Origin of the sequence: Geminicoccus flavidas, assembly GCF_009806515.1 — a bacterium.
Classification (GTDB): Bacteria; Pseudomonadota; Alphaproteobacteria; order Geminicoccales; family Geminicoccaceae; genus Geminicoccus; species Geminicoccus flavidus.
The window spans coordinates 13,290-40,116 of the sequence record NZ_WUJP01000649.1; the positions used below are offsets into that span (position 1 = coordinate 13,290).

The 26,827-nt window shown below is 69.1% G+C and carries 24 protein-coding genes and 1 pseudogene; 11 read left to right on the forward strand and 14 right to left on the reverse strand.

The features are described 5' to 3' along the window. The first annotated feature begins 39 nt into the window (after positions 1-39). A complete protein-coding gene (locus EQG76_RS18400) occupies positions 40-1,341 on the forward strand; it encodes an MFS transporter (protein WP_159715834.1) in 1,302 nt (433 codons plus the stop codon). On the opposite strand, the pseudogene purH reads toward EQG76_RS18400, so the two are convergent. From purH to EQG76_RS18420, 4 genes and pseudogenes are all read right to left on the reverse strand, one after another. Further along, a pseudogene (purH, locus tag EQG76_RS18405) lies at positions 1,310-2,952 on the reverse strand (bifunctional phosphoribosylaminoimidazolecarboxamide formyltransferase/IMP cyclohydrolase). The gene EQG76_RS18400 and the pseudogene purH sit on opposite strands and share 32 nt — an antisense overlap. Next, positions 2,924-4,294, reverse strand: coding sequence for an RsmB/NOP family class I SAM-dependent RNA methyltransferase (locus EQG76_RS18410; RefSeq protein WP_235031438.1), 1,371 nt, complete (start codon positions 4,292-4,294; stop codon positions 2,924-2,926). Before EQG76_RS18410 ends, purH begins: the two are co-directional and overlap by 29 nt. After that, positions 4,287-5,861: a lysine--tRNA ligase gene (locus tag EQG76_RS18415; protein ID WP_235031439.1), complete on the reverse strand. Its 1,575-nt coding sequence runs from the start codon at positions 5,859-5,861 to the stop codon at positions 4,287-4,289. Before EQG76_RS18415 ends, EQG76_RS18410 begins: the two co-directional genes overlap by 8 nt. Positions 5,862-5,986: 125 nt before the next feature. Next, positions 5,987-7,315 (reverse strand): EAL domain-containing protein, encoded by a 1,329-nt coding sequence (locus EQG76_RS18420; protein WP_159715836.1) that lies wholly within the window; start codon positions 7,313-7,315, stop codon positions 5,987-5,989. Positions 7,316-7,373: 58 nt separating this feature from the next. On the opposite strand from EQG76_RS18420, the gene EQG76_RS18425 reads away from it, so the two are divergent. The 3 genes from EQG76_RS18425 (at position 7,374) to EQG76_RS18435 (ending at position 11,212) form a co-directional block, all read left to right on the forward strand. Next, on the forward strand, positions 7,374-9,875 hold the full coding sequence (locus EQG76_RS18425) for a ligase-associated DNA damage response DEXH box helicase (protein ID WP_255476564.1): 2,502 nt from the start codon (positions 7,374-7,376) through the stop codon (positions 9,873-9,875). Between the two features lie 38 nt (positions 9,876-9,913). Next, positions 9,914-10,627 carry a ligase-associated DNA damage response endonuclease PdeM gene (pdeM, locus tag EQG76_RS18430; RefSeq protein ID WP_235031440.1) on the forward strand — a complete coding sequence of 238 codons (714 nt, stop codon included), beginning with the start codon at positions 9,914-9,916 and terminating at the stop codon, positions 10,625-10,627. 63 nt (positions 10,628-10,690) lie between these two features. Next, positions 10,691-11,212 (forward strand): TIGR00645 family protein, encoded by a 522-nt coding sequence (locus tag EQG76_RS18435; RefSeq protein ID WP_159715838.1) that lies wholly within the window; start codon positions 10,691-10,693, stop codon positions 11,210-11,212. 7 nt (positions 11,213-11,219) lie between these two features. Here the strand turns inward: EQG76_RS18435 and EQG76_RS18440 are convergent, their stop codons facing one another. After that, on the reverse strand, positions 11,220-11,951 hold the full coding sequence (locus EQG76_RS18440) for a type 1 glutamine amidotransferase (protein ID WP_159715839.1): 732 nt from the start codon (positions 11,949-11,951) through the stop codon (positions 11,220-11,222). 78 nt (positions 11,952-12,029) lie between these two features. Between EQG76_RS18440 and EQG76_RS18445 the strand changes: the two genes are divergently transcribed. From EQG76_RS18445 to EQG76_RS18465, 5 genes are all read left to right on the forward strand, one after another. Next, positions 12,030-12,455 carry a SufE family protein gene (locus EQG76_RS18445; RefSeq protein ID WP_200840916.1) on the forward strand — a complete coding sequence of 142 codons (426 nt, stop codon included), beginning with the start codon at positions 12,030-12,032 and terminating at the stop codon, positions 12,453-12,455. A gap of 50 nt (positions 12,456-12,505) precedes the next feature. Further along, on the forward strand, positions 12,506-14,575 hold the full coding sequence (locus tag EQG76_RS18450; RefSeq protein WP_159715841.1) for an alkaline phosphatase family protein: 2,070 nt from the start codon (positions 12,506-12,508) through the stop codon (positions 14,573-14,575). 161 nt (positions 14,576-14,736) lie between these two features. Beyond that, positions 14,737-15,111: a hypothetical protein gene (locus EQG76_RS18455; protein WP_159715842.1), complete on the forward strand. Its 375-nt coding sequence runs from the start codon at positions 14,737-14,739 to the stop codon at positions 15,109-15,111. 147 nt (positions 15,112-15,258) lie between these two features. Next, complete coding sequence (locus tag EQG76_RS18460; RefSeq protein ID WP_235031441.1) at positions 15,259-15,729, forward strand: methylated-DNA--[protein]-cysteine S-methyltransferase; 471 nt, start codon at positions 15,259-15,261, stop codon at positions 15,727-15,729. A gap of 26 nt (positions 15,730-15,755) precedes the next feature. After that, positions 15,756-15,914, forward strand: a complete 159-nt coding sequence (locus tag EQG76_RS18465; protein ID WP_159715844.1) for a hypothetical protein — start codon at positions 15,756-15,758, stop codon at positions 15,912-15,914. 208 nt (positions 15,915-16,122) lie between these two features. On the opposite strand, the gene EQG76_RS18470 is transcribed toward EQG76_RS18465, so the two are convergent. The 3 genes from EQG76_RS18470 to EQG76_RS18480 all read right to left on the reverse strand — a co-directional run bounded on the left by EQG76_RS18470 (position 16,123) and on the right by EQG76_RS18480 (position 18,743). Further along, complete coding sequence (locus tag EQG76_RS18470; RefSeq protein WP_159715845.1) at positions 16,123-16,728, reverse strand: hypothetical protein; 606 nt, start codon at positions 16,726-16,728, stop codon at positions 16,123-16,125. Further along, on the reverse strand, positions 16,725-17,051 hold the full coding sequence (locus EQG76_RS18475) for a hypothetical protein (RefSeq protein WP_159715846.1): 327 nt from the start codon (positions 17,049-17,051) through the stop codon (positions 16,725-16,727). The genes EQG76_RS18470 and EQG76_RS18475 overlap by 4 nt, the downstream gene beginning before the upstream one ends. 273 nt (positions 17,052-17,324) lie before the next feature. After that, positions 17,325-18,743, reverse strand: coding sequence for an alanine/glycine:cation symporter family protein (locus tag EQG76_RS18480; protein WP_159715847.1), 1,419 nt, complete (start codon positions 18,741-18,743; stop codon positions 17,325-17,327). A gap of 195 nt (positions 18,744-18,938) precedes the next feature. On the opposite strand from EQG76_RS18480, the gene EQG76_RS18485 reads away from it, so the two are divergent. Next, positions 18,939-19,535, forward strand: coding sequence for a calcium-binding protein (locus tag EQG76_RS18485; RefSeq protein WP_159715848.1), 597 nt, complete (start codon positions 18,939-18,941; stop codon positions 19,533-19,535). A gap of 311 nt (positions 19,536-19,846) precedes the next feature. Here EQG76_RS18485 and EQG76_RS18490 read toward each other — a convergent pair whose 3' ends face one another. Together EQG76_RS18490 and recD2 are read right to left on the reverse strand one after the other, a co-directional pair. Continuing rightward, a complete protein-coding gene (locus EQG76_RS18490) occupies positions 19,847-20,638 on the reverse strand; it encodes an inositol monophosphatase family protein (protein WP_159715849.1) in 792 nt (263 codons plus the stop codon). Continuing rightward, entirely contained in the window at positions 20,635-22,827 is a 2,193-nt protein-coding gene (gene recD2, locus EQG76_RS18495; RefSeq protein ID WP_159715850.1) for an SF1B family DNA helicase RecD2, read from the reverse strand. The genes EQG76_RS18490 and recD2 overlap by 4 nt, the downstream gene beginning before the upstream one ends. A gap of 95 nt (positions 22,828-22,922) precedes the next feature. On the opposite strand from recD2, the gene ugpQ reads away from it, so the two are divergent. Beyond that, positions 22,923-23,714 (forward strand): glycerophosphodiester phosphodiesterase, encoded by a 792-nt coding sequence (gene ugpQ, locus EQG76_RS18500; RefSeq protein WP_235031442.1) that lies wholly within the window; start codon positions 22,923-22,925, stop codon positions 23,712-23,714. A 36-nt stretch (positions 23,715-23,750) separates the two neighbouring features. On the opposite strand, the gene lexA is transcribed toward ugpQ, so the two are convergent. The 4 genes from lexA to EQG76_RS18520 form a co-directional block, all read right to left on the reverse strand. Continuing rightward, positions 23,751-24,458 carry a transcriptional repressor LexA gene (gene lexA / locus EQG76_RS18505; protein WP_159715851.1) on the reverse strand — a complete coding sequence of 236 codons (708 nt, stop codon included), beginning with the start codon at positions 24,456-24,458 and terminating at the stop codon, positions 23,751-23,753. A gap of 168 nt (positions 24,459-24,626) precedes the next feature. Beyond that, entirely contained in the window at positions 24,627-25,853 is a 1,227-nt protein-coding gene (locus tag EQG76_RS18510; protein WP_159715852.1) for a molybdopterin molybdotransferase MoeA, read from the reverse strand. After that, complete coding sequence (gene moaC, locus EQG76_RS18515; protein WP_159715853.1) at positions 25,850-26,332, reverse strand: cyclic pyranopterin monophosphate synthase MoaC; 483 nt, start codon at positions 26,330-26,332, stop codon at positions 25,850-25,852. The genes EQG76_RS18510 and moaC overlap by 4 nt, the downstream gene beginning before the upstream one ends. Next, positions 26,329-26,827, reverse strand: a 499-nt coding sequence (locus tag EQG76_RS18520) for an indole-3-glycerol phosphate synthase TrpC (protein WP_200840917.1), incomplete at its 5' end; no start/stop codon positions are given. The genes EQG76_RS18520 and moaC, both read right to left, overlap by 4 nt.

Genomic DNA, 26,827 nt, shown 5'->3' on the forward strand with positions numbered 1-26,827 from the left:
TATGGATGCCGCACACCGGACAGGGCAACGGGGAACGGGATGACGCCGCCTGGGAAAACGCGGACGCGCGAGCTTTACGCTTGGGCGCTGTTCGACTGGGCGACCTCGCCGTTCGCGGCGATCGTGGTGACCTTCGTGGTCGCGACCTATGTTGCCAAGGCGGTGGCACCCTCCGAGGTCGAGGGCCAGGCGGCCTGGGGCTGGGCGATGAGCGCGTCCGCCCTGGTGGCGGCCGTGCTGGGCGTGGTGGTCGGCGCAATCACCGATGCCGGCGGCCCGCGCAAGCCGTGGCTGTTCGCCTGCGTGGTGCTCCAAGCTGCCGGCACGGCGGCGATCTGGTTCATCCTGCCCGACCCGTCCATGCTGCTCCTGGCTCTCGTGGTCGTGGCGCTGGCCAATCTCGGCAGCGAGCTCGGCAACGTGTTCAACAACGCGATCCTGGCCGACCTGGCTCCGCCTGGCCGGCTCGGCGGCTGGTCCGGGTTCGGCTGGGGCCTGGGCTATGCGGGCGGCCTGGTCTGCCTGGTGCTGGCGCTGGTCCTGTTCCTCCAGCCCGAGATCCCGGCGTTCGGCCTGGACAAGGAGACCATGGCCCATGTCCGGATCGTGGGGCCGCTGGTGGCGCTGTGGCTGGTCCTGTTCTCGCTGCCCCTGTTCCTGACCGTGCGCGACCGCCCAGGTGCGGCCCTGCCCGACCGGCGCATCGTCCGCGCCAGCATCCGCAACCTGCGCGCCTCGCTGCAGGACGTGCTGCGCGACCGGACGCTGGCCCTGTTCCTCTTGGGGGCGATGCTCTGGGCAGACGGCCTCGCCACCCTGTTCGCACTGGGCGGGATCTATGCCGCCGGCACGTTCGGCATGAGCCTGGCCGAGGTGCTGCGCTTTGGCATCGTCCTGAACGTGACCGCCGGGATCGGTGCCTGGGTGTTCGCCCGGATGGACGACCGGCTGGGCGGCAGACGCACCATCCTGGCGGGGCTGGTTGGGCTGATCGCCTGCGGCCTAGGCGCACTGCTGGCGCCGAGCCAGCTGGCGTTCGAGATCGCCGGTGCGGCGCTCGGCCTGTTCGTCGGGCCGGTGCAGAGCGCCACCCGCTCGACCATGGCGCGGCTCGCCCATCCGGAGCGCCGGGCCGAGCTGTTCGGCATCCTGGCCCTGACCGGGCGGGCGACCGCGTTCCTGGGGCCGATGCTGGTGGCGATCCTGACCACGCTGAGCGGCAGCCAGCGGATCGGGATGGCGCCGATCCTGCTGTTTTGGCTGGCGGGCGCGATCCTGCTGACGCGCCTTCCGCTCGCCCACCTGCCGATCAATGGCGGAAGTGGCGCATCCCGGTCGTGACCATGGCGATGCCGGCCTGGTCGGCAGCCGCGATCACCTCGGCGTCTTCTGGTCGGCAGCCGCGATCACCTCGGCGTCTTTGACCGAGCCACCCGGCTGGATCGCGGCGACGGCACCGCCCTCGATCGCGATCAGCAGGCCGTCGGGGAAGGGGAAGAACGCGTCCGAGGCGACGACGCAGCCATGGGCATTGCCGCCGGCGCGGGCGCGCTCCACCGCGATCCTGGCTGCGTCCACCCGAGAGGTCTGGCCGCCGCCGATGCCGACCGTGGCACGGTCCTTGGCCAGCACGATCGCGTTCGACTTGACGTGCTTGGCGATAGTGAAGGCGAACAGGAGGTCGGCGCGCTCCCGCTCGGTTGGTGCCCGCTTGGTCACCGGGGTGAGCGTAGTCGATGCGATCGGGCTGATGTCCTCGTCCTGGATCAAAAAGCCGCCATCCACCGAGCGGAAGGTCCGGCGCGGTCGATCCGGTGCCGGCATGCCCGGGGTCAGGAGCAGGCGCAGGTTCTTCTTGCGGGCGAACACGGCCTTGGCGGCGTCGTCCGCGCCGGGCGCGATCACCACCTCGGTGAAGATGTCGGTCACCGCCTCGGCGGCAGCGGCGTCGATCGGGCGGTTGAAGGCGACGATCCCGCCGAATGCGCTGGTCGGATCCGACGCCAGCGCCTTGCGGTAGGCGTCCAGCAGGCTCTCGCCCAGGGCGGCACCGCAGGGATTGGCGTGCTTGACGATCACGCAGGCCGGCTCGGTGAACTCGGCCACGCAGTTCCAGGCGGCGTCGGTGTCAGCGATGTTGTTGTAGCCGAGCTCCTTGCCCTGGACCTGGACGGCGGCGCCCACGCCCGGCACGGAAGGGTCGCTGACATAGAAGGCCGCCTGCTGGTGCGGGTTTTCGCCATAGCGCAGGGCCTGCTTCAGGCGGCCGCCGAGGGGGAGCTGCGGCAGGGGTGCGGCGTCGTCGGCCTGGCGGGACAACCAGGCGGTGATCGCGGCGTCATAGGCGCCGGTCGAGGCATAGGCTTCCAGCGCCAGACGGCGGCGGGTGGCAAGTGTGGTGCCGTCATGGGCCGCAAGCTCGGCGGTCACCCGCTCGTACTGGGCGGGGTCGGTGACGACCGTGACCGCCTCATGGTTCTTGCAGGCGGCGCGCACCATGGCAGGACCGCCGATGTCGATGTTCTCGATGCACTCGGCAAAGCCCGCACCCGAGGTGACTGTGGCCTCGAACGGGTAGAGGTTCACGATCAGGAGATCGATCGGCTCGATGCCATGCGCCGCCATCTGCCGGCGATGCTCGTCATCCTCGCGCAGTCCCAGCAGGCCGCCATGGATCTTCGGGTGCAGGGTCTTGACCCGGCCATCCAGGATCTCGGGATGGCCGGTGACCTCGGAGACGTCGGTCACCTCGAGCCCGGCCTCGCGCAGCGCCCGGGCGGTGCCGCCGGTGGAGAGCAGGTGCACGCCCTTGCCAGCTAGGGCCGTGGCGAAGGCGACGAGTCCGGTCTTGTCGCTCACCGAGAGCAGGGCGGAGCGGATCGGCACGACGTCCATGAGGCGAATGTCCAGTAGCGGCGGAAGGTCAGGAGACGCGGCGCAGGCGCGCTGCATAGAAGCCGTCCATGCCACCATCGTCGGCGATGTGGCAGGGCAGGGTGCGCAAGTCGCCCTGGCCGTCGATGCACTGCTCCAGGCCGGGCAGCTCGTCTTGTGCCAGCGGGACGCGCTCGAAGCCCTGGTTGCGCTCCAGGAAGCGCTCGACCTGGACCGACCCTTCCTCGGGCTGAAGCGAGCAGACCGCGTAGACCAGGAGCCCGCCCGGCTCGGTCACCCGGGCGGCACCGTCCAGGAGGCGTGCCTGCAGGTCCATGGTCCGGGTGACGTCGAAAGCGCGCTTGTGCCAGGCGACGTCTGGGTGACGCCGGATCGTGCCGGTCGCGGTGCAGGGCGCATCCAGCAGGACGCGCGGCCAGCGCCGGCTCTCGGGCAGGAGGGCCGCGTCGCCCACCACCACCTCGGCCTCCAGCCGCAGGCGGCGCAAGTTCTGGCGCAGGCGCTCCGCCCGGTTCGGATCCTGCTCGACCGCGGTGACTTGCGCATGGGCAGATGCGAGCTGGGCGGTCTTGCCGCCCGGTGCCGCGCACATGTCGAGGACCGGCAGCCCCTTCACTTGGCCCAGCAGGCGGGCGGGCAGGCTGGCCGCCAAGTCCTGGACCCAGAAGCGCCCCTCGCCATAGCCCTTCAGCCGCTCGATCTGGCCGCTGTTGGGCATGCGCACCGTGCCGCCGGGCATCGGCTTGCCGCCCAGGATCTCGGCGAGCGAGGCGGCATCGTCGCGGGCCGACAGGTCCAGCGGCGGCTCCTGCATGTGGGCTTGGGCGATCGCCGACGCGGTGGGCTCGCCATAGGCCTCCACCCAGGAATACCAGAGCCATTCCGGCGTGTTGAGCCGTCCGCCGTCCTGCTCGGCCAGGATCGCCTGGCCCTCCTCGGCCACCTTGCGCAGGATCGCGTTGATCATGCCGCGCTCGCGGTCCAGCGGGCCATAGGCGAGCTGGACGGTGGCGGACAGGGCGGCATGGGCGGGGGTGCCCAGGAACAGGAGCTGGGCAGCACCCAGGCGCAGCAGGTGCAGCGCCCGCGACTTCTGCGGCGGGAAGCGCCAGAAGCGCGCCAGCACGTCGTCGATCTGGCCCTTGTGGCGCAGCACGGTCGCGACCAGGACCCGGGTGAACGCCCGGTCGCGCGGATCCAGATGGTTCAGTCCGCGATGGAGCGCCAGCGCGTCGTCCATGGTCCGCCAGCTCTGGCCGAGCACCGCGTCCAGGATGTCGAGCGCGATCATCCGGGCATCTGGCCCGCCGGTGCGCGAGCGGCCGGCGGTCGAGCGGTCGTCCGGCCGGACCCAGGCGTTGCGATGCGATGGGGCGACGTAGTGGGGTCGATCAGCCACGGGGCAGGCCTGCCAGGGATTGGGTGATCAAAGAGCGCGTGGCAGCAACACCGTAGAGGGCGGCGAAGTTGCCGAAGCGCGGCCCCTGGCTCTGGCCGAGCAGCACTTCGTAGAGGGCGGAGAACCAAGCGCGCAGCGGCTCGAACCCGTGATTCTTGCCGATCGCATAGACCTCGTTCTGGATCACCTCGCCGTCCGTCCCCTCGGGCAGGGTGGCCAGCACGTCATGCAGTTCCTGGAGGGCTGCGCGCTCCTGCTCGGTGGGCTGGCGGTACTTCTTCTCGGGCTTCACGAAGTCCTGGTAGTAGGCGACCGCGTGCTCGACGAGCTTCGCCAGCTCCGGTGCCGTCTCCGGCGTGGTGCCCGGCGCGTACTGGCTGATATAGCCCCAGATCACCTGCGGCTCCTCGGCATTCACCACCGAGGCCAGGTTCAGCAGCATGGCGAAGCTGATTGGCAGCCGGGTCACCACCGGCTCGCCGGCATGGATGTGCCAGACCGGGTTGCCGAGCTTCGCCTTGTCGTCCTGGTCGGGAAAGGCCTCCAGAAGCTGCTGGTACTCGTCGACGTGCTTGGGGATCACATCGAAATAAAGGCGCTTGGCGGCCTTGGGATCACGGTAGAGGAAGAGCTGCAGGCTTTCCGGGGTGGCGTAGCGCAGCCACTCGTCGATGGTGAGCCCGTTGCCCTTGGACTTGCTGATCTTCTGGCCGTGCTCGTCGAGGAACAGCTCGTAGGTCAGGTTCTCGGGCGGCACGCCCCCCAGCGCCCGGCAGATCTGCGAGCCGAGCTTGACCGAATCGATCAGGTCCTTGCCCGACATCTCGTAGTCGACATCCAGCGCATACCAGCGCATCGCCCAGTCGGCGCGCCACTGCAGCTTGCAGTTGCCGCCGGTGACCGGGACCTCGGTGAGCGTGCCGTCCTCGTCGCGGAACACGACCGTGCCGGCGTCCCGCTTCACCTCCTCGATCTTCACCTGGAGGATCTTCCCAGACTTCGGCGAGCGGGGCAGGAACGGGCTGTAGGTGGCGGCACGCTCGGCACCCAGGATCGGGGTGACGATCCGGACCAGCTCGTCATGGACCTCCAGCGCGCGCAGCAGCGCCTGGTCGAACCGGCCGGAGCGGTAGAGCTCGGTGGCGGACTGGAAGCTGTAGGCGAAGCCGAACCGGTCCAGGAACGCGCGCAGCCGGGCGTTCATGTGGTGCCCGAAGCTCTCGTGCGTGCCGAACGGGTCCGGGATGTCGGTGAGCGGCTTGCCCAGGTGCTGCACCACCATCTCGCCGTCGGGGATATTGTCCGGGACCTTGCGCAGCCCGTCCATGTCGTCGGAGAAAGCGTAGAGCTCGGTCGGCATGTCCGGGCGGAGCTGGCGGAAGGCGTTGCGCACCAGGGTGGTGCGGAACACCTCGCCGAACGTGCCGATATGCGGCAGGCCGGACGGGCCATAGCCGGTCTCGAACAGAACGAAGCCCTTCTTCGGCGGGCGCTTCGTGATCCGCTCGACGATGCGGCGTGCCTCGACGAACGGCCAGGCCTTGGCCGACTGATAGAGCTCCTGCATGAGACCGACCTGCGCTTCCAAAACGGGACAGGCGCCCATGACCCCACGGGCGCGCGCGGCGACCTCTAGCAGAGTTGGCGGCGGAAGGTCACACCCTTGGCATGCAGGCCAGCCCCGCCCGATCGTCAGCCGATCCGGCCGAATAGCCTGCCGCTGCCGAGCCCGATTGGATAGTCCAGGACCTCGGCCAGCGTCCGCTCATCACCGATCCCGGTCACCAGCACGGTGACGCCCGCACGCTCCAGGCACTTCAGGTCGCGGATCAGGTCGGTGTCATAGGCTTCCAGGGCCGCGGCGCGCACCAGCCCGGCTGCCAGGGCCACCGTGCCGATCCGCCGGCCGGTGATCGCATCGGGCGACAGGTAGGGCCGCTGGCACAGTTCCAGCCCGATCGTGACGCCGGCACCGCGCAGGAGGGCGATCAGCTCCAGCCCGGGCCGCTCGGTCGGCCACTGGTCGAGGAAGATCTGGAGCGAGGCGGCACCCTGGCGGTGCCGCTCCAGCAGGACGCGCAGTGCCGCCAGCGCTTCCTCCGCCATGAACGACGTGATCGACAGCCAGGCCAGGACCGGCAGGTTCTCGCTGCCGGGCCTGGGCCGGGCGCACACCTTTACCGCGGCATGGAGCAGTTCCAGGTCCAAGGCGGCGCGCAGGGGCCCCGGGCCTGGCGGCAGCAGGTCGTGCGGGTTGCAGGCGACATCCAGGTGGCGGCACTCCAGCCGGATCCGCACCATCCGGCGCCGGCGCTGTGGCAGGCTCACCACCGGCAGCAGCACCGGGTCGAGTTCGCCGCGCTCGACCGCCCGGGCGACCGAATGGGTCCGGCTGTCCGCGTTGTCGAGCAGATCCGCGCCAGCGTCGACTTCCGCCAGCAGGCGGGCCGAGGGTGGTGGCAGGATGAAGCTGTCCGGCTCTGACTCGTCCTGCAGCAGCGGGAACGGTTCGGCAGCACGGCCCGGCCCGGCCGGGGCCGGCTGGTCGCGCGGCTGCGGCTCGCGCCGGAATAGGCTGAAGCCGCCAAAGCGCGGTGCCTTGCCCGGTGCCGGTGACGCGGTCTCGGGTTCGTTCGTGTAAAACGCGGCCCCGGGTTCGTTCGTGCAAAAAGCGCTGTCGGGTTCCGTGCGGCGGGCCGCCGGGTCCGGCCCGAGCGGCTCGGTCAGGACCAGCAAGGGCTCCTTGTGCCGGTCTGCCGGCAATTCCGATGCCGGCCCTGGTGCTGGCTGATGCGGCACATCATCTTCCGGTGCGGCCGGCCGCCGGCTCGCGGTGGCGGCCGGGGCGGCCAGGCGCCGCTCGCGGTGCAGGAGCAGGAGGCCGCCCGAGGCCAGCAGGAGCAGGGTCACGGCCACCGGCGCCACCGTCGCCCGCAACAGGGGGTCCGGGATCGCCAGGAGCGTGCCGGTGCCGGCGACCAGCGCGCCCAGGCCCACCAGGAGGTAGAACAGACCGACCACCAGCTTGCTCCCCGGGAGCGGTATCTACCAAAGGTTGTTAAACGATCGGCATAATGAATTGAAGCGAGAGTTTTTGGCCGAATCGACACCGGAGGGTGACGCGGAGGCCGACGATCTCCTGCCGCCAGCTCTGCAGGCCTGGCTGGACCGGCAGGGCTGGACCCTGCGCAGCCACCAGCAGGGCATGATCCAGGCGGCGATGGCCGGCCGGGATGCGCTACTGATTGCGCCCACCGGCGGCGGCAAGACGCTGGGCGGCTTCCTGCCGAGCCTGGTGGCGCTCACCCGCCGCGGTGCCGGACCGGTGCCGCGGCTGCATACGCTCTACATCTCGCCGCTCAAGGCACTCACCGCCGACGTGGCGCGCAATCTCCTGCGGCCGATCGAGGAGGCCGGGCTGCCGATCACGGTCGAGACCCGCACCGGCGACACGCCGCAGAACCGCCGCGCCCGGCAGAAGCGCCGGCCGCCGGACATCCTGCTGACCACGCCGGAATCGCTGGCGCTGATGCTGTCTTGGACTGATGCCGCCGAGCGCTTTGCCCATCTAGACGCGGTGATCGTCGACGAGCTTCATGCGCTGGCCGAGACCAAGCGCGGCCAGATGCTCTCGCTCTGCCTGGCGCGGCTGCGCAGCCTGGCGCCGAAGGCGCGCTTCTGCGGCCTCTCCGCGACCGTCGCCGATCCGCCGGGCCTGCTCCGGTTCCTTTCCCCCGATCCTGAGCGGGCGGTGGTCATCCAGGGCGAGCCCGGTGCCGAGCCCGAGGTGACGATGCTGGTGCCGGACGCCTACGTGCCCTGGTCCGGCCATCTCGGCCTGTTCGCGGTGGACGCGATCTACCGGCAGATCCGGACCGCGCGGACCAGCCTCCTGTTCACCAACACCCGCTCCTCGGCCGAGGTGCTGTTCGTCGCCTTGTGGCGTGCCAACGAGGACGGGCTGCCGATCGCCCTGCACCACGGCTCGCTGTCGGTCGAGCAGCGCAAGCGGGTCGAGGCGGCGATGACGTCCGGCAGGCTGCGCGCGGTGGTCTGCACCAGCTCGCTGGACCTCGGCATCGACTGGGGCGATGTCGACCTGGTCCTGCAGATCGGGGCGCCCAAGGGGGTAGCACGGCTGGTGCAGCGAATCGGCCGGGCCAACCACCGGATGGACGAGCCGTCGCGCGCCGTGCTGGTGCCGGCCAACCGGTTCGAGTTCCTGGAATGCGTGGCCGCCCAGGAGGCGGTGCGCGAGGGCGACCTCGACACGGGCGTGACTCTGCTGCCCGGCCTGGACGTGCTGGCCCAGCACGTGCTGGGCGTGGCCTGCTCCGGTCCGTTCCTGCCGGACGAACTCTATGCCGAGGTGATCCGGGCGGAGCCCTACCGCCAGCTCACCCGCAAGGACTTCGACGACGTCGTGCAGTTCTGCACCGATGGGGGCTATGCGCTGGGCAGCTACGAGCGCTACCGGCGCCTGGTGCCGCTCCCCGACGGCCGGCTGAAGCTGGCCGATCCGCGGATTGCCCGGCAGTGGCGGATGAATGTCGGGGTGATCGTCGAGGCGCCGGTGCTGAGGGTGAAGCTGGGCCGTCGCACGCTGGGCGAGGTCGAGGAGTTCTTCATCCGCACGCTCACGCCGGGCGACAGCTTCATCTTCGCCGGCCAGGTGCTGGAGTTCCTGGGCATCCGCGAGCATGACGTGCAGACCAGGGTCGCCAAGGACGCGAGCAAGGCCGAGATCCCGCTCTATGGCGGCAGCAAGTTCCCAGTCAGCACCTATCTCGCCGCCCGGGTCCGCCGGATGCTGGGCGATCCTTCGAACTGGCACCGCTTCCCCGAACCAGTGCGCGAATGGCTGAACCATCAGGTGCGCCGCTCGGCCCTGCCGCCAAAGGACGGGCTGCTGGTCGAGACCTTCAGCTACCGCAAGCGCTGGTTCCTGGTCGCCTATGCGTTCGCCGGCCGCAACGCGCACCAGACGCTGGGCATGCTGCTCACGCGAAGAATGCAGCGGGCCGGCCTGGAACCGCATGGGTTCGTCGCGTCGGACTACGCGATCTCGATCTGGTCGGGCCACGAGGCCACCGACCTGGACATGCTGTTCGACGTCGACATGCTGGGCGACGACCTGGAAGCCTGGATGGCGGAAAGCTCCATGCTGCGCCGGACCTTCCGCAACGTCGCGGTGGTGGCGGGATTGATCGAGCGGCGCCATCCCGGCCAGGAGAAGACCGGCCGGCAGGTGACGTTCAACGCCGACCTGATCTACGACGTGCTGCGCAAGTACGAGCCCGGCCACGTGCTCCTGCGTGCCACCCGCAACGAGGCCGCGGCCGGCCTCACGGATATCCGCCGCCTGGCCGACATGCTGGTGGCGGTCCAGGGCCGGATCATGCACAAGCGCCTACCGCGGGTGAGCCCGCTGGCGGTGCCGGTGATGCTCCAAATCGGGCGCGAACGGGTGGGCGAGGCCGATATCGACATGCTGCTGGACCGGCACGCGGAGGAACTGATCGACGAGGCGATGGCGCCCGAGGAAAGCGTGGAATCGGAAGGCGATGTGGATGCCGCCTGAGACGGCACCTGAGATGGCAGATGAACGGGAGATGCCCGGTGCGGCCGGCTGAGCTGCGCCTGGGCGGCGAGCGGCTGCTGCTGGATCCGGCGGGCGTGCTGTTCTGGCCCAGGCGGCGCATGCTGGTGGTGGCGGACCTCCACCTGGAGAAGGGGGCGGCATTCGCCCGGCGCGGCGTCATGCTCCCGCCGCACGATACCATCGCGACGATCGAGCGGCTGGAGGCGGTGCTGGCGCGGCTGGACCCGGCGACCGTGGTGAGCCTGGGCGACGGGTTCCACGACCTGCACGGTCCAGCCGGGCTGCCGGACGAACTCGCCGAGCGGCTGCGGGCGCTGACCCGCGGACGGGAATGGCTGTGGGTGTCGGGCAACCACGACCCGATGCCGCCCATGGGACTGGGCGGCATCGGACTGCCGGAAGCGGCGTTCGGCGGGATCGCCCTGCGCCACGAAGCAGAAAATGCGAACGATTTCATTGAGATCATCGGGCATCTTCATCCAAAGGCTAAGCTGCGTCTCGGCCGTGCCACGGCCCGGCTCGGCTGCTTCGTCACTGACGGCAGCCGCCTGGTGCTGCCTGCCTTCGGCGCCTTCACCGGGGGGCTGAATGTCCTGGACGAGGCGTTCGCCCGAATCCTGGACCCGGACTTCCAGACCTATGTCCTGGGCCGCACCACCTGCCGGCGCATCGCCCGCCACCTGCTCCTCCAGGAGCTGAGCCGGCCGCGCCAGGTCGCTGCCATCGTGTAGTATTTTCCGGAAACCTCACTTCCAAGTCCGGTCTCACCAAGGTCCCCGCAACCAAGAGGACTCATGCTGGAACGTGCGCTCGAGCGCCTGATGTTCGCCAGCCGCTGGCTGATGGCGCCCTTCTATCTGGGCCTGATCGTGGCCCTAATCATGCTGCTCTACACCTTCCTGCTGGAGACGGCCCATTTCGTGGCCGACATCCATCAGATGAAGGAGACCGACGTCATCCTGATGGTGCTGACGCTGATCGACCTGTCGCTGGCCGGCAACCTCGTGCTGATCGTGATCTTCAGCGGCTACGAGAACTTCGTGAGCCGGATCGACGTGGACGACGAGGACCGGCCGCCATGGATGGGCACGGTCGACTTCGGGGGGCTGAAGCTGAAGCTGATCGCGTCCATCGTCGCGATCTCGGGCATCCACCTGCTGAAGTCGTTCATGAACGTCGCGACGACATCCCCCACCGACCTGCGCTGGATGGTGACCATCCACATGGTCTTCGTGCTCTCGGGCGTGCTGCTGGCGGTGATGGACTGGGTCGCCGGCCTGGCCAAGACCAAGACGGGCAAGCCACCGGCGCTGTAGGCGGGCGTCAGGCTGCCTGCCGGCGGCGCCGCGCGCCCGCCAGGATCTCCTCGGCAAAGCGGGTCGCGATTACCCGCGCGGCGTGGTCGGCCTCGGGCAGATGGCGGTCCGAGGCGGCGCGCAGCAGCGCTGGCGCTTCGGCGTCGCCGGTGAGCTTCTGGCGGATCAGGCCCCAGGCGACCAGGATGGACGGAGTCACCTCAATATGGGCCTGGAAGGCCCAGGTGACGTTGCCGGCGCGCCAGATCTGGTTCCGGCAGGTAGTGCTCTGCATCAGGAGGGTGGCGCCCTGCGGCAGGTCGTAGGTGTCGTCATGCCACTGCATGAAGCAGGTGCCGGGCGGCACGTCGGACAGGAGCGGGTCGTCGAAGGCGGCTTCGGTTGGCTCCAGGGGCACGAAGCCATATTCCGGAGCGCTGCCGATCCGGGGCGTGCCGCCCCAGGCGCGGGCCAGGAGCTGGGCGCCCAGGCAGATGCCCATGACCGGCCGGCCTTCCGCGTCCATGCGGCGCGCCAGCTCCAGCAGGGGCGGGAAATAGGGGCACTGGTCGTCGGCCAGGCAGTTCATGGTGCCGCCCAGAATCAGGAGCCCGTCATGCCGGCCGGCATCCGTCGGCAGGACGAGGTCGGGCGAGCCCATCAGCAAGGTCGATTCTATGCCGCAGCGGGCGGCCTCTTCCTGGACGATCCCGGCCGGGCTCTCCAGATTGTTCTGGACGATCAGAAGACGTGGGGGCATCGAGACGGGTCCGCGCATGGTCCGTGGCTGGACATGCCGCCTGCGGCGCGCCACGGAAAGAGGAGTTGTGCAGCGATCGTGACGAGTTTTGCCGAACGTGCCCAGGAACTGCGCGACGAGTTCGCCCTGTTCGACGACTGGCGCGACAAGCTCGAGAACGTCATGGACCTGGGCAAGGCGCTGCCGCCCATGGAGCCGGCGCTGAAGACCGACGCCTCGCGCGTCCAGGGCTGCCAGAGCCAAGTCTGGATGGTCGGCACCATGGAAGGCGACCGGCTGCACTTCCATGCGGAGAGCGACGCGATCCTGGTCAAGGGGCTGATCGCCTTGTTGCTCCGGCTCTATGACCGGCTCACCCCCGCCGAGATCCTGGCGAATCCGCCCGAGGTGCTGAAGGAGATCGGTCTGGAGCGCTATCTCACCCCGTCGCGCTCCAATGGGCTCTACGCCATGATTGGGCGCATCCAGGCGATCGCCCAGGCGCAGGCGGAACGCACCGCCTAACCGGACCGGGCCTGCTTCGTCCACGCCATCTCCCGGGGCTCGCCGGCCACATGAAGATCCTCTGCCAGCTCGTTGCGGCCGGCCTGTTCGCCTTCGCCCTCTGCCTGCTGCCCGCGATCGCGGTGCATGCGCCCAATGCCGGCCAGTTCTCGGCACCCGCATGGGCGGTGCTGGCGCCGTTCGCCCTGGCCTTTCTGCTGGTCTGGGCGGTGATGGCCCTGCTGGGCCTCGTCACCGGCTGGTCGCGTCACGTGCTGGTGGCCTGCCTCGCGGCCACGGTGGTGCTGCTCCTTTTCAGCCAGATCTTCGGCCATGGCGAGGGGATGGTGTTGGATGGCGCGCGGCACAGCCTGTCGGTGCCGCCGGTGCGTGCGGCCGTCGAACTGGCCGTGATCGCGCTGGTGCTGGCGGCCGCCTGGTTCGGCCGGCGCCGGATCGCCGAGCATGCCCGCAGCGTTGTGGCGATCCTGTGCCTCTGGGTGGCGGCCTCTGCCCTGGTGCCGGCGCAGGCCTACTGGACACAGCCGAGGGCGGACGCAGGATCGGGTGGCCGAATACCGATCACCGAACTCTCCAGCGATTTCAACGTGATCCACGTGATGTTCGATTCGCTGCGTTCGGACGCGCTGGCCGAGGTGCTGGCAGCATATCCGGAGCTGCGCCGCCATTTCGACGGGTTTACCGTCTATCCCGAGCATATGGGCTACTCGAACTGGACCACGATCTCGCTGGGCGGAATCCTGGCCCAACATTTCTACTTCGACGAGACGGTGCCGCCGGACGAGCCGGCCAACGCGCTGTTCGGCCGCTGGCTGGCACAGGACAGCCTGCCGGCGCGCCTGCACGCGGCCGGCTTCCAGATAAGCGCCATGCCGCCTGGCGGCGTGTTCTGCGAAGGTGCACCCCATGCCTGCGCCATGCTCGACCACGTGGCAGCGGAGGAGGGGGTGGCGATCGAGGCGGGCGAACCCGCGGCAGTCCTGGCCTCGGAGCGGATCCTGCTGGGCAACCTGTCCCTTCTGCGCTTGGTACCGGCCGTGCTGAAGCCCGCGGTCTATCGCGAGGGTGCCCTGCTGATCCCGGCGCGCGCGGACGAGGCCCTGCCAGAGCTGACACCGATCCAGCGTGACGTCGTCCTGTCCCGCGAGGTCGCCCGGCACCTGGCGAACAACTACCGGGTCGCGACGGAGCGGCCGGTCTACCAGTTCCTGCACTTCTACCCGCCGCACCGCCCGTTCCTGTTCGACGCCGACTGCAGGCTCCGGCAGGAGGCGGCCGATGACTGGCAAAGCTACCTGGACCAGGCCACCTGTGCGGTCCGGCTGTTCGGGGGCCTGGTGGAGCGGCTGCGGACGCTGGGCGTGCTGGAGCGGAGCGTGGTGGTCCTGCAGTCGGACACCGGGCTGAACGTCGTGCCGGACGGGGAGCCCGGGCCGCCGGTCACCCGCACGGAGGCCTATGGGCAGAACGAGCTCATGGGCTATGCCCGCCCGGCCCTGGCGATCAAGCCGCTGGGTGCCAGCGGTGCGATGACGGTCGAGCAACGGCCTACCCACCATCGGGACAGCTTCGCGTTGCTGGAGGCGGCAGCCATGGGTCCGGACGGCCGGAGCCGGCTGGACCTGCCCGACCCGCCGTCCGCCCTGGACGGCAGCCGGCCCTTCGTAGTGAGCGGGCCGATGCGCCCGCACACGCGGCGCCTCGCGCCCTATGAGCGGTTCGCGGTGAACGGCCCGGCCGGTGAGTGGGCGAGCTGGCGGGCGGAGGGCAGCTTCACGGCACCCGGCGAGCGACTGGCCGAGGCCCGGCCGATCACCGCGGTGGCGCTGCGGGTCGAGCCTTCGGGGCCGCTCACGCCCGGCCAGATGGTCCGGCTGCAGGCCAAGGTCACCGGCGGCAGCGGCCAGCCGGTCTTCACCTTCTTCCGCCGTGCGGCGGAGGGGAAGTTCGCCATGATTGCGCCAGCCGATCTTCAGGCGGAGGTGGAGTGGGTGGTGGCCGAGGACCATCGCCGACCCTGCCAGGCGGAGCTGCTGGTGGCCGCGCGCAACGAGCTCGACCCCGAGGACCAGCGGGTGGTGGGTGAGCTGGCGGTGCCACTGGCCAAGCCCGGTTGCTGAGCCGCAGCGCAAGAAATCCACTTGGTGGGATAACAGGGCCGATTCATGGACTCTTTGAAAGTTTCCGAAGGTGCGTCTGAGCGTTCAAGAGGAACCTCTTGAACCTTCAGTAACTTGTTCGCCATATCTGGGTCGACTGCACAAGACTGGGCGGGCGGGCCATGGAAACGGCAATCGGGGTGCTCTGGTATCGCCGGGAGCATTACGACGAGCTGCGTCGGCTGTTCCCGGACGGGCGCCAGTTGCCCGACACGTTCGACCAGTGGCTGAGCGAGGCCAACGAGGGCGTGGCGCGCATCGAGGAGATGGGCGCGGTCCCGGTGAAGGCCACGCTCGACCTGTTCGACTTCCCGCGCTGGTGCGCCATGCGGGGCATGTCTTGCGACTACCGGGCCCGGCAGTTGTTCGTCGCCGAGTTCGTCCGCCACCACCGGCCCGAGGCCCCGCCCGTGGACGAGCGGGCGGCCGTGGTGTCGGCCGTGAGGACCGCCGCCTCGGCCCGCCGGCGCGCCCGGCGAGTAGCGCAGTGGCGCTGAGCCGGCCGAACGGTTTCATCCTCGAGACACGTCATCCGATGTCGGATCGCAGCGCCGCGCGGAGCCGGGCCGATCCCGCTCGACAAGGGCAGGACCGCCTGCGAGAAACTGGCACGCGCTTTGGGCAGGGGGTCGGGCAGGATGGAGATGGCGACGCTGGCCACGCCGATCGGTCCGGTGCGGCTGATCGGGAATGGCGAGGTGCTGGTCGGTCTATTCACCGGGGAAGAGCAGGGGTTCGCCGCCGAGCCGCGTGCGACGCCGCTCCTGCAGGAGGCGAGCCGGCAGGTCGAGGCGTATTTCGCGGGCGGCCTCTCCGCCTTCGACCTGCCGCTGCGGCTGGACGGCACGCCGTTCCAGCGCCGGGTCTGGGACGCGCTCATGACGATTCCCTACGGCGCCACGATCTCCTACAAGCAGCTCGCCGGGCTGGTGGCGAGCCAAGCGGGCTTCCGCGCGGTCGGTGCCGCCAATGGCCGGAACCCGATCTCGATCATCGTGCCCTGCCACCGGGTGATCGCCCATGACGGCAAGCTCGGCGGCTATGGCGGCGGCCTGCCGCGCAAACGCTGGCTGCTTGACCACGAGGCGGCCCATGCGGGTGCCCGCCTGATCTGACCTTCGCTTTGCTGGACTCTCCGACGATGAGCACGCAGACGCGCAACCGCGCGATCATCCTGGCGGTCGTGGTGGTAGCGATCGTGATCGGCCTGATCTGGCCGTTCGCGCTGGACAATACCAAGCGGATGAAGGACGCGGAGAAGGCGGCGGAGCAGGGCACCGAGATGCCGGCCGATCGGTAAGCAGGGCCGATCAGGCGGGCGGGCGGAACACCTGAAGCTTGTCTTGGATGGCGCGTATCCGGGCGTCGAACAAATCTGCCAGCTGAGACTGCCCGGCCTCATCCACATGGACGATCCTGGCGTTGCGGAGGCAGGATAAAGCCTCTTCGAGTGCGCCGGGATCAGCGCGACGTTCCCCGAGTGCCTGAAATGCGTTGCTGAGATTGTTCTAGGTCATGGCCCAGTCCAGCGGGATACGCTCTCTGGTTCTTTCCGGCAGTGCGGCGCGAGGCCGCCAGATAGTCGAGTCCGAGGTGCGTAGCCTCCCCAGGAGGATGAGGCCGTGGGCGGCGGAACACTGCTTGGCCTGCGTGTAAGCTGCGAGCAATTCCATCGTGTCGAGCTCGAGGTCAACTGCTTTGCTGAGAAGGTGGCAGGCCTGCTGGAAATCCCCCTGGTCGACCGCCGCCCTGGCAGCGGCCCTGGCCTCGGCTACGACAGGGTCGTCAGAAACCAGGCTCTGCGGGCGGGCATCCAGGGTACGGTATTCATTGGCCTTCGCTTCCAGACGTCGTTGCAGTTCGACGGGATCGTCAGGCAGAGGACCTGCCTCACCGAACTGGCGGAGGACGGCGTGCAGGACAGCGAGCGGAATACCTTTGTCCGCCTCGATCCGGCGCAGGACGCACAGGATCTCGTCCCGCGTCCGTTCGACCCCTCCTACTCCCGCTGCCGACCGGACCGCGAGATCTGGCAGCAGGCGCTGGCGACGTATGGAGTCGGACAGGATGGCTCGATAGGCGGCTTCGATGAGGCGCTGACAGAACTCCCTCATGACCTGGTCGATGCGCCCGTCGGCGGACCCATCATGGTAGAACGGTCGGGGGCTGCGACGAGGATATCCTCGCCGATCTGGATGCTCACCGTCTGCCACGGGTCGAGCTCGGCCGGAAGGCGCGGCGAGCGGAAGGTGGCTGCGATCTGGTCGAGGCTCGACCCGTAGTGCCGGAGCAGGTCCTGGGCGGTCCGCGTGGCTGCCTCGGCATCGGCCGGGTCCAGGCTGGTCTGACCGGACAGAATGGCAGGAAGTTCCACCCGCATCGCCGCCGCCAGCGCGCGCTGCTCCGGATCGGACCACCGGTCGAACACCGAGCGCACGCAGCCGATCAGGTCCGCGCCAGCACGTCGTGGCCGACTGCGTGGGAGACCAGCCTGCCGAGGACAATGCCGGCAATAGCGGTTATCGGGTCGGCAGCCATTCGTTCATCTCTCGGCCGACCCCGTCGAGGGGAGGCCACTTTCCGGGTGCTTCCGAAGAACCGGCCTCCAGGTCAAGCAGAGCCGAACAAATCACGGAACTGCATGAGATACACTGCTGCAGTCATGCCGTTCCGTATTCGACTGAACCGCAGCGCTTAAGGACAACTATCCTTATTTCCGCACCCAGATCTCCGCATCGATCTGGCCAGCCAGCTCCGGCATCTGGCTCGCCAGGAAGACGGGCTTCTTTCCGGCCCGGCGCTGCGCCAGATAGTCCTGGAGCAGCCGGGCCACTATGCCGGACAGGAGCAGGATCGCGATCAGGTTGATGGTCGCCATCAGCCCCATCGAGGCGTCCGCCGCGTTGAAGACGGTGGCGACGCTCTCATACGCACCCCAGAGCACCATCAGCAGGACAGCCAGGCGCAGCACGGTCACCGGCCCCTTGCGGCCCAGGCCCAGGAAGGTCATCGCGTTCTCGGCATAGGCGTAGTTGCCGATGATCGAGGTGAAGGCGAAGAAGAAGATCGCGATCGCGATGAAGGCGTGGCCGAACTCGCCGATATGCTCGCTGACCGCCTCCTGGGTGAGCTGGGTACCGGTCAGCCCGGAGGTCGGATCGAGCGCGCCGGACAGGAGGATCAGCAGCGCGGTGGCAGTGCAGATCACGATCGTGTCGATGAACACGCCCAGCGACTGCACCAGGCCCTGGCTGACCGGGTGGTGCGGGTCGGGCGTGGCGACCGCGGCGATGTTGGGTGCACTGCCCATCCCGGCCTCGTTGGAGAACAGGCCGCGCCGCACCCCGTTCATCAGCGCCGCCATCATGCCGCCGGTGACCCCGCCGGCCACCTCCTCCAGGCCGAACGCGCTCCGCACGATCAGGGCGAGCATGCCTGGCACCTCGGCGAAGTTGATCGCCAGGGCGTAGATGGCGACTGCCACATAGGCCGCGGCCATGAACGGCACGACATATTCCGCGACCCGGGCGATCGTCTTGATGCCGCCGAAGATGATCACCGCGGTCAGCGCGGCGACGAACACGCCGGTCAGGAGCTTGGGCAGACCGAAGGCGCCCAGGACCGCGTCCGCGATCGAGTTGGCCTGGACGGCGTTGAACACCAGGCCGAACGACAGGATCAGGCAGACGGAGAAGATCAGGCCGGCCCAGGGGGCCCGGAGGCCGCGTGCGAGATAGAAGGCCGGGCCGCCGCGGTAGCGGCCCTCGTCGTCGCGGATCTTGTAGAGCTGGGCCAGCGTGCTCTCGGCGAACGCGGTAGCCATGCCTACCATCGCCACCATCCACATCCAGAAGATGGCGCCCGGGCCGCCCAGATAGAGCGCTACCGCCACGCCTGCGATGTTGCCGGTGCCCACCCGGGACGCCAGGCTGGTGCACAGCGCCTGAAACGGGGTGATCCCCGACCGGTCGGCTTCCTTCGTGCCAATCACCGCGCGGAGCATCTCCGGGAACATCCGGATCTGCACGAAGCCCAGGCGGAGGGTGAAGAAGATCCCCACGGCGAGCAGGCCATAGACCAGGACATAGCCCCAAAAGATCTCGTTCAGGAAGTCGATGACAGGGTCCATCGGTGTTCTCCCGGTCGCACGCGTGTTCGTCACCCAGATGAAGATAGATCGGGAGTGTCCCTTCGTCCGGACCCGACGAGCAGGGGTCCCGGGCGCTTATCGTGGCACCGGCCGGAAGGTGCCGCAGCCCGCTGCGGCCTGGTCGCGAGCCGCCAAGATGGCAACGACTACCTAGCGCCTGGATCAGGAACCAATGTGGTCTATGCTGGCACCGGCAATGACAGGATCGAGATGCCCTATGAGGGCTGGCATGAGCAGGAAATCGGCAATGGCTCGATGGTCCTGTTCGTGGGTGACGGCGACGACACCGCGCTTGGTGGCTGGCTCGACGACAATATGCGCGGCGAGGCAGGTGATGACAGCCTAGCTGGTGGCTATGGCAACGATCGTCTGGATGGTGGAGACGGAAACGATCGTCTTTTTGGAGACGATGGAAATGACCGACTCACCTGTGGCGCAGGTAATGATCTACTTCGCAGTGGCAACGGTTCTTCCATCCTGACCAGCGGAGATGGCGAGGATATTTTCAGCTATCACATGTTCAATTCAGGTGGAGCGTCTGATTATCCGGAACATTACTTTGATCAAGTAGAATATTTTATAAGTGACTTTGCAGAAGGTGATAGATTGGCAATCATCTGGAAGAAACGCCAAGAAGCGGATACCACCTATGTAAATTACTTATTCAAATTCTCCAATATTGATACAAATGGCGATGGAATGATTAACAAGGAGAATATGCCATCACTAAAATTGCCGGCTACTTCAACGGATCATCGACTGAAAGCTTGACCATCAATCTTGGTGAGTTCTTCTGCTCGGTGCGATGCGCCACTCTGGCCAGCCAGAGGATGCACTCCTCCGCATGACCTTCCCCCTACTTGGGTGACATGGTCACGGCACCGTCATCCTGTTCGGCGTGACCAGCCTCACCGCGAGCCATTCGTCGTGGGTTAGGCTCCACGCAGACTTGCCGAACGTGTAGCAAGGAATGCCCGGCCCCTGCATGAGCAGGATGCCGGGCGGTACCCAGACGCAGAGCGTGCCCCACCCAGCCCGGCGCCGTTTCTCCAACGATGGGACGGATCGGACAGCCTGCGCCGTCAGCCGTCCAACGTGAGCCCGGTCACTTCCTCGATCACGTCACGGATGCCGGGTGCGCAGGCGGCGGCGGGGCGGGGCTGGTCGTAGGGGTGGCCGTCCTTGGTGAAGTCGGTCACGCAGCCGCCGGCTTCCTTGACCAGGAGCAGGCCGGGCACGACGTCCCAGGCGTTGGTGAGCATGGAGACGCAGGCGTCGAAGCGGCCGTCGGCGACATAGCCGAGCTTGAGCGCGGACGAGCCCAGGCGGCGGTGGTCCATGCCCTTGCGGATCGCGGCTTCCAGCATGTTGGTGTAGATGGGCGGGTCGAGCTTGAAGTTGAAGGAGAGGGCCATGGTGGCCTCGTCGGCCTGTGCGGTCGGGGCGCAGCGGATCCGCTGGCCGTTCAAAAAGGCGCCCTTGCCGGCCTCGGCGGTCCAGAGCTCGTCGCGGTTCGGGTCGTAGGTGAAGGCGAGGGTGGGCTTGCCGTTCTCGACATAAGCCAGCAGCACGCCCCAGTAGTCGAGCCCGGCCAGGTAGTTGGCGGTGCCGTCGATGGGATCGATGATCCACATCCGGTCCTTCGCCCCGGACGCGCCGAATTCCTCGCCGAGGAAGCCGTCCTCGGGGAACAGGGCGGCGATATGCTCGCGGATGATGGTCTCGGTCTCGCGGTCGGCGCGCGAGACCAGGTCCTGGCGGCCCTTCTTTTCGATCACGAGGTCCTTGCGGCGCCGGAACAGGTCGAGGGCGTGGGCCCCGCCCTTGCGCACGGCTTCGATGCCGGCCTGCATGCGGCGCTCGTTCGAACTCATGACGGAACATGCTCCTTGGCGAAGACCTGGTCGAGGCGGGCGATCAGGCCGGTCTGGCGGTGGCGGCCGGCACCGCTCTCCACCGCGCGGCCGATGGCGTCGGGCTCGCCCAGCAGGACCACCAGGCGCCGCGCCCGCGTCACGGCGGTGTAAAGCAGATCGCGCCGCAACATGCGACCATGCTCGCGCGACAGGAGCACGATGACGGCGGGATATTCGGAGCCCTGCGCCTTGTGGACCGTGACCGCATAGGCCGGGGTGAGCGCGTCCAGCTCGCCGCCCTCGTAGCTGAGCAGCCGATCGTCGAACGCGGCCTGCAGTGCGTTGCGCGGCGGATCGACCGCGACCACCCGCCCGACATCGCCGTTGGACAGTTCGCGCTCGTAGTCGTTCTCGATCTGCATGACCCGGTCGCCCACCGCGAAGCGCAGCTCACCGCGGGTGACCACGCCCACCGGGTCGGGGTTGAGCAGCGCCTGGAGGTAGCGGTTCAGCTCGACCGTGCCCAGCGCCCCTCGGTTGGTCGGCACCAGCACCTGGACGTCCTCGACCGGGTCCAGGTGGAAGGCCTTGGGCATCCGGTCGATCAGGAGCTGCTTCAGCTTATCGCGCGCTTCCTCGGGATTGGCGGCGCGGATCGCATAGAAGTCGCCCAAGGTCTCGCCGCGGCTGGTCTCGGGCGGCTGGCCGGTGACGATCCGGTGCGCGTTGGCGACGATCCGGGACTCGGCGGCCTGGCGGAAGATCTCGACCAGCCGCACCACCGGCAGGTGGCCGCAGTCGATCAGGTCGCCCAGCACCCGGCCGGGGCCGACCGAGGGGAGCTGGTCGATGTCGCCTACCATCAGCAGGGCGGCATGGTCGGGCAGGGCGTCGACCAGGGCCGCCATCAGCTCGGTGTCGACCATGGACGCCTCGTCGACCACGAACAGGTCGCCTTCGAGCGGGCGGTCGGCGTCACGGCGAAAGCCATGGCCGGGCTCGGCCTCCAGCAGGCGGTGCAGGGTCGAGGCCTCGTGCCCGGTGCTCTCGTGCATCCGCCGCGCGGCCCGGCCGGTAGGGGCTGCCAGCACCACCCTGCCGCCGGCCCGCTCCACCGCGGCCAAGATCGCCCGGACAATCGTGGTCTTGCCAGTGCCGGGGCCGCCGGTCACCACCAGGAGCCGGCTGGTGAAGGCGCGGCGCACCGCCTCCTCCTGGGAGGGGGCGAGTTCCAGGCGGAGATATTTCGCAGCCGCCGCCACCGCACTCGCTTCCTCGCCATGGCGCCACGGCGGGTCGCCCTGTGAGAGCACCGCCAGGCGAGCTGCGATCCGGCGCTCGGCCCGGTCCAGCTCGGCCAGGCCCAGCAGGTCGCCCTCGCTCGCGACCACGTGGCCGGCATCTAGGGCTCGCTCGATCCCGGCATCGGCCAGGGCCTCGTCCACGCCCAGCAGGTCCAGGAGGCGGCCGCGCAGGAAGCTGCGCTGTGCCTGGGTGTCACCTTGGCCCTGGGCCAGCTCCTCCAGGACGTGGCGCAGCGCAGCGGCGACCCGGTCCGGGTCCTCCTGGGCACGGCCCAGCGCCAGGGCGAAGCGGTCGGCCGTGGCAAAGCCGATGCCATGGACCTCGCGGGCCAGCGCCCAGGGGTCGGCGGCCAAATGGGCCACGGTGCGCGGTCCGAAGGCCTTGAGGATCCGCGCGGCCTTGGCACCGCCCAGGCCGTGGCTGTTCAGGAACAGGAGGGCCTCGCGCTCGCCGGCCAGCCCCTGCCAGGTCTCGGCGATCCGCTCGGCCAGGCGCGGCCCCACGCCCTCGACCGCAGCCAGCTCGTCCGGGCGGCTCTCGATGATCTCGGGCAGGCGGTCGCCGAACACCCGCACCAGCCGATGCGCCAGGACCGGGCCTAACCCCCTGATCCGGCCGGAGCCGAGAAAGGCGATCAAGCCCTCACGGGTGGTGGGTGCCGCAGCATGGACCATGCTGGCACGGAAGCGGCGGCCCCAGCTCGGATCATCCTCGAAGCCGCCCAGAGCCTTGACCGCGTCGCCCTCCTGGAGTTCCAGGCCGGTGCCGACCAGCGTCACGGCATCCCCGGCTTCCGAGCGGATCCGGAGCACGGTCCAGCCGGTCTCGGCATTGCGGAACACGACCCGCTCGACCGTGCCGGCCAGTTCCTGGGCAGGCGATTCCGGCTCCGGCACCGCCACGGTCAGCCGTCAACCGGTATGACGTTGCCGGTTGCGCGTGGCCGCACCCCGCCGCTAGTGAGAGGCTTAGATTTGCGCGCCTGGAGATCTTCTGGATGACGGTAGAACAATGGCCGGTATGGAAGTCCGGGCTGACGGTCGTGCCGAACCTGCCGATGCCGTTCGTCGTGGGCCACCGAGGCTCCTCTGCTCACGCGCCGGAAAACACCTTGTCGTCCATCCGCAAGGCCGCCGCGCAGGGCTGCCGCATGGTCGAGTTCGACGTCAAGCTCACCCGCGACCGGGTGGCCTTTCTCATGCATGATGCCGCCCTTTCCAGGACCACCAACGGCCGGGGCTGGGCGGCCAGGCGCGACTGGGCGGAGATCCGGGAGCTGGATGCCGGCTCGTGGTTCTCGCCGGAGGCAGCGGGAGAGCATCCCCCTTCGCTTGAGGAGGTGGTGGAACTGCTGGTCGAGCTGGACCTGCAGGCGAACATCGAGATCAAGCCCTGCCCAGGGCGGGACCTGGAGACCGCTGAGGTGGTGTGCGGCGAGCTGAAGCTGCACTGGCCGGAGAGCAAGCCGCCGCCACTTCTGTCCTCGTTCGCCCGCGCTTCCCTGGAAGCGGCCAAGCGGGTAGCACCCTTCTGCCCGCGCGGCCTGCTGGTCGAGCGGCTGCCGCGCGACTGGCGCCAGGCGATGGAGCGCCTCGGCTGCTCCACCCTGCACATGAGCCAGAAATACGCCGATCCCGCGCGCATCGCCGAACTCAGCGCGGAAGGGGTGCCGGTGCTGGTCTATACGGTGAACGATCCGGACCAGGCGGCCAAGCTGCGCCGGGCCGGGGCGGTGGCGGTGTTCACCGACCTGCCCGACCGGCTGCTCGCGGCGCTCGAGGCGGCGTGATCGCCGCTCCGGCGGGCGGGGCGGCGCCATGCGGCCTCAGTAGCGGCGCATCAGCCCGACCAGCCGGCCCTGCACCTTGACCTGGTGCGGGCCGAAGATCCGGGTCTCGTAGGTCGGGTTGGCGGCCTCCAGGGCGATGGAGGCGCCGCGCTTGCGCAGGCGCTTGAGCGTCACCTCGCGGTCCTCGATCAGCGCCACCACGATCGCACCGCTTTCCGCCGTGTCGCTGCGCTGGATCACCACGAGGTCGCCGTCCGCAATTCCCGCGTCGATCATCGAATCGCCGCGGACCTGCAGCACGTAGTGCTCGCCTTCGCCCAGCATGAACTGCGGCACGTCGATGGTCGTGGTCGTGTCGGCCAGCGCCTCGATCGGTGTGCCCGCCGCGATCTTGCCGTAGAGCGGCAGGTCGAGCCCGGCGTGGCGCAGGGCTGGCGGCGAGGTGGCAGGCGCGCAGGCGGGCTCGGGCGGCAGCTCGCGACGGAACCGGCCGCGCACCACGTTGACCGGCGCCTCCGCTGCCGGCTCGCCGGCCCGGTCGCGCACCAGCTCGATCGCCCGCGCCCGATAGGCCAGCCGGCGCAGATAGCCGCGCTCCTCCAGGCCGGAGACCAGGCGGTGGATGCCGGACTTGGACTTCAGCTCCAGCGCCTCGCGCATCTCGTCGAATGACGGATAGATGCCGTGCTTCTCGTGGTAATCCTGGATGAACAGCACGAGCTGTCGCTGACGGCCGGTGAGCACGGATGGCGACCCCAGATCAGAGTTCCGCCAAAAGAACGGAACAGGCACGAATGTTCTATGGACGTTCCCGTGTCGCGTCAATGACCGCCAGACATTTCGAGAACGCATTCAACGCATTGATGGGGCTCGTCGCGTTGCTGGGGTAACCGAGTTGGATAACAGCCGAGGTCAGATCGGAAAGCGCGGCAGCTCGCTCAGCACCTCGGCCAGCAGCATCACCTCGACTGACGCACCCACTTCGGCCGGCCCGGCATGGGGCGGGCGGACGATCAGCACGTCGGACCGCGCCAGGGTCGCGAACATCGAGCTGTCCTGGCGGTGGGCGGCATGCACCGCCAGCCGCCCGTCCGGCAACTGCTCCAGCACGCCGCGCAGATAGTCCTGGCGCCGGTCGTTGGCCGGCAACGGGCGGGAAAGCGGCAGGTGGCGGACCGGCAGGGCCGGATCCTGGCCCTGCATCGCGCGCAGGGCAGCGCGCAGGAACAGGATGGCGCAAACCGCGGAGCTGACCGGGTTGCCGGGAAAGCCGATCATGGTGGTCCGGCCGAGCCTGCCCACCATCAGCGGCTTGCCCGGGCGCATCGCGATCTTCCAGAAGTCGAGGCGCATCCCGCAGGAGGTCGCGACTTCCTGAACCAGGTCGTGCTCGCCCACCGAGGCGCCGCCGCTGGTGAGCAGGATGTCGATGTCGTCCAGGTTCCCGAATGCGGCAGCCAGGGCATGGCGTTCGTCCGGCACGATGCCGAGATCCACTGCCTCGCCGCCCCAGGCCTCGACCATGGCGGCCAGCGTGTTGGCGTTGCTGCTGACGATCTGGGCAGGGCCGGGCGTCTCGCCGGGCCGGACCAGCTCGTCCCCGGTGGACAGGATGGCAGCGCGCGGGCGGCGGCGCACCGGCAGCCAGGCATGACCCGCCGTCGCGGCCAGCCCCAGTTGCAAGGGCCCGAGCTGCGTGCCGGCGGCCAGCGCCAGGGAGCCGGTGGTGAAATCCAGGCCCTGGCGGCGCACGAAGCTGCCCGGCGCCACGGCCTCGGCGAAGGTGATCCGATCGCCGTCGGCCGTGGCGTCCTCCTGGATCGCCACGGCATCCGCACCGGCCGGCATGGGGGCACCGGTGAAGATCCGCACGGTCTCGCCCGCACCGAGCGTGCCGGCAAAGCCGTGGCCCGCCACCGAGCGCCCGATCAGGCGCAGGCTCTGGCCAGGCTCCGGGAGGTCGGCGCCGCGTACCGCATAGCCGTCCATCGCGGAAACCGGGCAGGGCGGCTGGTCGCGGCGGGCGGTCAGGTCCTGGGCCAGCACCCGGCCGCGGGCCCGGTCCAGGGCGATCCATTCCGTGCCGGTGCGGCCCAGCCCCGCCAGGAGCCGGGCGCGCGCCTCCTCGACCGGGATCATGGCTCCGCCCGCCAGTTGCCCGAGCGGCCGCCGTCCTTTTCCAGCAGGCGGATGTCCTCGATCCGCATGGCGCGGTCGATCGCCTTGCACATGTCGTAGACGGTGAGTGCCGCCACGCTGACCGCGGTCAGCGCCTCCATCTCCACGCCGGTCCGACCGGTGACCTTGCAGACCGCCTGGATGTCCACGGCGGAGGCGGCCTCGTCCAGGCGCAGCTCGACCTTGACCGAGGAGAGCGGCAAGGGATGGCAGAGCGGGATCAGGTCGGCGGTACGCTTGGCGCCCATGATCCCGGCCAGCTGAGCGATCGCCAGCACGTCGCCCTTCTTGAAGCCCCGCGCCGCGATCCGTTCCAGCGTCGCCGGCGCCATCACCACCCGGCCGGTCGCCACCGCCCGTCGCTCGGTGACGTCCTTTTCGGTCACGTCGACCATCACCGCGTTGCCGGCGGCATCGAAATGGGTGAGGTCGCCGCTCATGACCGGCCCAGCAGGCGGCGGGTCGCGGCGGTGACGTCCGCCTCGCGCATCAGCGATTCGCCGACCAGATAGGCCTTGGCACCGGCCGCGCGCATCCGTTGCAGGTCGGCATGGGCGTAGAGGCCGCTCTCGGCCACCAGGAAGCGGTCCGGCGGCACCATGGGTGCCAGCCGCTCGAAGGTGGCGAGGTCGACCTTCAGGCTCTTCAGGTCGCGGTTGTTGACGCCCAGGAGGCAGGAATGGGGCAGGCGCAGCGCCCGTTCCATCTCGCTCGCGTCATGCACCTCGGCCAGCACGTCCATGCCGAGCTCCAGCGCCTGGGCGGCGAGCTCGGCCACCTGGGCGTCGTCCAGGCAGGCCAGGATCAGGAGGATGCAGTCGGCCCCCAGCTGGCGGCTTTCCGTGATCTGCCAGGGGTCGAGCATGAAGTCCTTGCGCAGGGCCGGCAGGCCGGAGGCCTGGCGCGCCTGGCCCAGGAAGGCGTCGGCGCCCTGG

What these genes read in the sequence shown, in the direction of transcription:
- ugpQ (WP_235031442.1), top strand. Translation starts at nt 22,923, where the DNA reads ATGACGGTAGAACAATGGCCGGTATGGAAGTCCGGGCTGACGGTCGTG.
- EQG76_RS18415 (WP_235031439.1), bottom strand. Translation starts at nt 5,861, where the DNA reads ATGCAGGAGCTCTATCAGTCGGCCAAGGCCTGGCCGTTCGTCGAGGCA.
- EQG76_RS18510 (WP_159715852.1), bottom strand. Translation starts at nt 25,853, where the DNA reads ATGATCCCGGTCGAGGAGGCGCGCGCCCGGCTCCTGGCGGGGCTGGGC.
- EQG76_RS18455 (WP_159715842.1), top strand. Translation starts at nt 14,737, where the DNA reads ATGGAAACGGCAATCGGGGTGCTCTGGTATCGCCGGGAGCATTACGAC.
- EQG76_RS18400 (WP_159715834.1), top strand. Translation starts at nt 40, where the DNA reads ATGACGCCGCCTGGGAAAACGCGGACGCGCGAGCTTTACGCTTGGGCG.
- EQG76_RS18490 (WP_159715849.1), bottom strand. Translation starts at nt 20,638, where the DNA reads ATGAGTTCGAACGAGCGCCGCATGCAGGCCGGCATCGAAGCCGTGCGC.
- moaC (WP_159715853.1), bottom strand. Translation starts at nt 26,332, where the DNA reads ATGAGCGGCGACCTCACCCATTTCGATGCCGCCGGCAACGCGGTGATG.
- EQG76_RS18470 (WP_159715845.1), bottom strand. Translation starts at nt 16,728, where the DNA reads ATGAGGGAGTTCTGTCAGCGCCTCATCGAAGCCGCCTATCGAGCCATC.
- EQG76_RS18465 (WP_159715844.1), top strand. Translation starts at nt 15,756, where the DNA reads ATGAGCACGCAGACGCGCAACCGCGCGATCATCCTGGCGGTCGTGGTG.
- EQG76_RS18440 (WP_159715839.1), bottom strand. Translation starts at nt 11,951, where the DNA reads ATGCCCCCACGTCTTCTGATCGTCCAGAACAATCTGGAGAGCCCGGCC.
- EQG76_RS18435 (WP_159715838.1), top strand. Translation starts at nt 10,691, where the DNA reads ATGCTGGAACGTGCGCTCGAGCGCCTGATGTTCGCCAGCCGCTGGCTG.
- EQG76_RS18460 (WP_235031441.1), top strand. Translation starts at nt 15,259, where the DNA reads ATGGCGACGCTGGCCACGCCGATCGGTCCGGTGCGGCTGATCGGGAAT.
- EQG76_RS18480 (WP_159715847.1), bottom strand. Translation starts at nt 18,743, where the DNA reads ATGGACCCTGTCATCGACTTCCTGAACGAGATCTTTTGGGGCTATGTC.
- EQG76_RS18450 (WP_159715841.1), top strand. Translation starts at nt 12,506, where the DNA reads ATGAAGATCCTCTGCCAGCTCGTTGCGGCCGGCCTGTTCGCCTTCGCC.